At 56.9% G+C, this 2,625-nt stretch carries 3 protein-coding genes and 1 pseudogene; 3 read left to right on the top strand and 1 reads right to left on the bottom strand.

All coding sequences use genetic code 11. The annotated features are described in order from the left end of the window. Positions 1 to 387: hypothetical protein (locus JOY90_RS11920; protein ID WP_291691342.1), on the top strand; the 387-nt coding region annotated here is incomplete at its 5' end. A gap of 666 nt (positions 388 to 1,053) precedes the next feature. Here the strand turns inward: JOY90_RS11920 and JOY90_RS11925 are convergent. Further along, positions 1,054 to 1,827 carry an exodeoxyribonuclease III gene (locus tag JOY90_RS11925; RefSeq protein ID WP_291691343.1) on the bottom strand — a complete coding sequence of 258 codons (774 nt, stop codon included), beginning with the start codon at positions 1,825 to 1,827 and terminating at the stop codon, positions 1,054 to 1,056. A gap of 78 nt (positions 1,828 to 1,905) precedes the next feature. On the opposite strand from JOY90_RS11925, the gene dinB reads away from it, so the two are divergent. Together dinB and JOY90_RS11935 are read left to right on the top strand one after the other, a co-directional pair. Then, positions 1,906 to 2,415 carry a DNA polymerase IV gene (dinB, locus tag JOY90_RS11930; protein ID WP_291691344.1) on the top strand — a complete coding sequence of 170 codons (510 nt, stop codon included), beginning with the start codon at positions 1,906 to 1,908 and terminating at the stop codon, positions 2,413 to 2,415. Beyond that, positions 2,412 to 2,625 (top strand): annotated as a pseudogene (locus tag JOY90_RS11935) (DNA polymerase IV); the annotation flags it as partial. The gene dinB and the pseudogene JOY90_RS11935, both read left to right, overlap by 4 nt.

The raw sequence follows: 2,625 nt of genomic DNA on the forward strand, positions 1-2,625 counted from the left end.
GGCTACCTGCAGATGAATTATCCGCACAGCTTGATGTTTATCCTGTACGCACGTGCGATGCAGGGACGCGTCGCCGAAACCCGGAAAGCCATCGAAATGATGCGCACTTCCCTCGCCTCGATGGTACCGGACATGGTGACGGTAGGCGAGATGTATACAGGGTTCATCGAAGTGCGGATGGGCATGTGGGATGAGGTGCTCGCGGCTCCAAAGCCAAAGGGCCCTAACTCGCTCTTCACGGCAATGTGGCATTACGCACGGGCACTGGCAGCTTTCGGCGAAGGGAGGCGCGCCGATGCCCAGCGCGAGCAACAGCACTTTGAGGAATTGCGAAAGAGCTTCGATCGCAACATGGAATGGCACGATGCCGCCAAAACAGTGAAGTGACGGATTTGGCAGCGGCAGTGCTGGATGCGCGGCTCGATTCGGATCCCGCGGCCGCTATTGCAAAGTGGCGGAAGGCCGTCGACCTGCAGGATCGGCTATTTTATTTCGAGCCGCCGACTTGGTACTACCCTGTGCGGGAATCGCTGGGGCGGCGCTGCTGCGCTCCGGAGATGCTCCCGCCGCCGAGATCGTGTTTCGCGAAGGATTGCGGCAGAGCCCGAACAACGGCCGCTTGTTATTCGGTCTGCGGGAGAGCCTTCGGGCGCAACATAAGATGGAAGAAATGGCTTGGGTCGAGCGGGAGTTCCAAAGGGCGTGGAAGGGCGCAGACCTTCGATTACGATTGGAGAACTTGTAGGGTTACGATCGCCTCCTGAATGCAGTCTCGGCTCAATCCTTGCGGCCAGAGCAGCACGAGCCATGAAAGCTGCTTCTGTGGTGCCCTACTGGCCCGAACTGGAGCCGGCGTATTTGGTTGCCCGCCGTCGAAATGCTAATGTGACAACCTAAATTCCAGGTTGCTCCCTGTTGACGGGCAAACCGGAAAATGGGCGAGCTGCGACTCGAATCGATCCTCCCTAGACGGCCATGTATTTAGGAATGTTTCCGAGCCGTCGACCATCCGGACAATGGTGCGCCCGTCCGGCAACCTCTCTCGGCGAAAAATTACATCTTAAGTGTGATCCATGCTGGAGCATGATCGCTCGCGTTGTCTTCGCCGCGGACCCAACGATCAATGCCAGCATCAATTAATCGAGTCGCGACCTGCGGAGAGAGAAGCAAATGATCGAGTCGCATCCCCTTATCCGCCAGCCATCTGTCAGATTTGTAATCCCAGAATGTCCAAAGCGGCCCCGCCGGATGCACCCTTCTCAGAGCATCAGTCCACCCCTGGCAAAGCAACCTTTGGAATGCTTCACGGCTCGCTGGCTGCACAAGAGCGTTCTTGTCTAAAGATCGAGTTGGGTAAATGTCCTGTGGGGTCGGGACCACGTTGTAATCGCCGGCCAGCACGATCGGGACACGAGCTGTTATCAGGTCGTTTGCATGTGTGATCAGCCGTTCGAACCACGCCAACTTGTAAGCGAATTTCGGACCGGGTTGAGGATTGCCGTTGGGTAGGTAAATGCACGCAATGAGAACGCCACGAACCGCTGCTTCTAGGTAACGAGCCTGCCGATCGTGATCGTCACCGGGAAGTTCTGAGCGAGTCAAAATCGGCATTTGTCCACGGGCGAGAATTGCCACACCATTCCACGAGCGCTCACCGACCCAGACGGCCTCATATCCCGCTGACCGCAGAGCGTCGGCGGGAAAGCCATGCTGCTCTGTCTTGAGTTCCTGGAGGCACACGACTTCAGGCTTCTCCCTTTCGAGCCAATGCAACAGATTTGCAAGCCGTTTGTTGATGTTGTTGATGTTGAAGGTCGCAATCTTCACGCCACTTCGAATTTAATTCAGTGCTTGTGCCACTTCCGCCTTTCGCTTCAACGCGGACCAAGCGGACATAATGTCCACATGGGCGTTCGCAAAATCGTACACATCGATATGGACGCGTTTTATGCCTCTGTCGAGCAGCGCGACGACCCACGATTACGCGGCAAGCCAGTCATCGTGGCTTGGCGCGGCAAACGTTCTGTCGTTTGCGCCGCTTCGTACGAGGCCCGGCGGTTTGGCGTTCGGTCAGCCATGGCCGCCATTCGCGCCGAACGTCTCTGCCCCGACGCAACCTTCGTGGCGCCAGATTTTCCGCGGTATCGAGCAGTCTCGCGTATGGCGCATGAGATCTTCCGGCGTCATACGGATTTGATTGAGCCGCTGTCGCTTGATGAGGCGTACCTCGATGTGACCGAGAATAAGACCGGCTTGCCGACAGCGACCCGCGTGGCTCGTACTATTCGTGAGCAGATTCGTCAGGAGTTGCAATTGACTGCCCCGGCGGGCGTGGCGCCAAACAAGTTTCTGGCGAAGATCGCGTCTGACTGGCGTAAACCGATGGTCTCTTTGTCATCCAGCCTGACGAGGTGATTGAGTTCCTTTCGCCGCTGCCAGTCTCACGTCTACCTGGCCTCGGCAAGTTGACGGAAGAGAAACTTGAAAGGCTTGGGATTCACATGGTAGAGCATCTGAGAGGTTTTGAATTGGCGGCGCTCGAAGCGAACTTCGGCCAATATGGTTTACGTCTCTACGAACTGGCTCGCGGCACCGACCGTAATGAAGTCGTTCCCAACAGGCCTA

Origin of the sequence: Bradyrhizobium sp. (assembly GCF_019242285.1) — a bacterium.
Classification (GTDB): domain Bacteria; phylum Pseudomonadota; class Alphaproteobacteria; order Rhizobiales; family Xanthobacteraceae; genus Bradyrhizobium.